At 71.8% G+C, this 556-nt stretch carries 1 pseudogene; it reads left to right on the top strand.

Annotated features, from left to right (window positions below):
• Positions 1–556, top strand: a pseudogene (locus G3I78_RS47260) (hypothetical protein); the annotation flags it as partial.

The raw sequence follows: 556 nt of genomic DNA on the forward strand, positions 1-556 counted from the left end.
AGCTGTACCTGATCTCGAAGGCCAACGGGAAGATCTGGCAGGTCACCGGAGCGCGGCGCGTCGGGGCGTCCTCGCCCGTCGTGCTCCCCGAGCTCGCCGGGAACGTCGCGGCGCACTACGACTTCGACCACCCCGTCGCGGGCTCGACGACGTGGGAGGCGGACCAGGGCTGGTCCGGGACGAACATCCAGCTCGTCAACGGCGGGGTGGAGATGCGCGTGGCCGACCGGGCCTACCCGGGCGCGGGCGAGGCGCTGCAGACGCAGCAGATGAGCCCGCTCGCGTCGTCGAACGACGACTGGAAGGCCGGCGTCTACGACGCCGACGGCGTGGACTCGCTCGGGGCCTTCGCGGACGCCGACGAGATCTCGGTCATGGGCTGGTTCAAGCCGACCGGCGAGCACCCCGCCCTCAACTCGGGCACGACGAACCCCGACGACCGCTACAACGCGATCGGCCTCGCCGGTGTGCTGACCGGGGACTCCGACGGCCACGCGGTGCGCGCGCTGCTCGAGGTCAACACCGTCGGCGACGAGCTCAAGCTCGTGGCCCTGGG

It is taken from the genome of Streptomyces sp. SID13726 (assembly GCF_010548375.1).
In the GTDB taxonomy this organism is placed as follows: domain Bacteria; phylum Actinomycetota; class Actinomycetes; order Streptomycetales; family Streptomycetaceae; genus Streptomyces.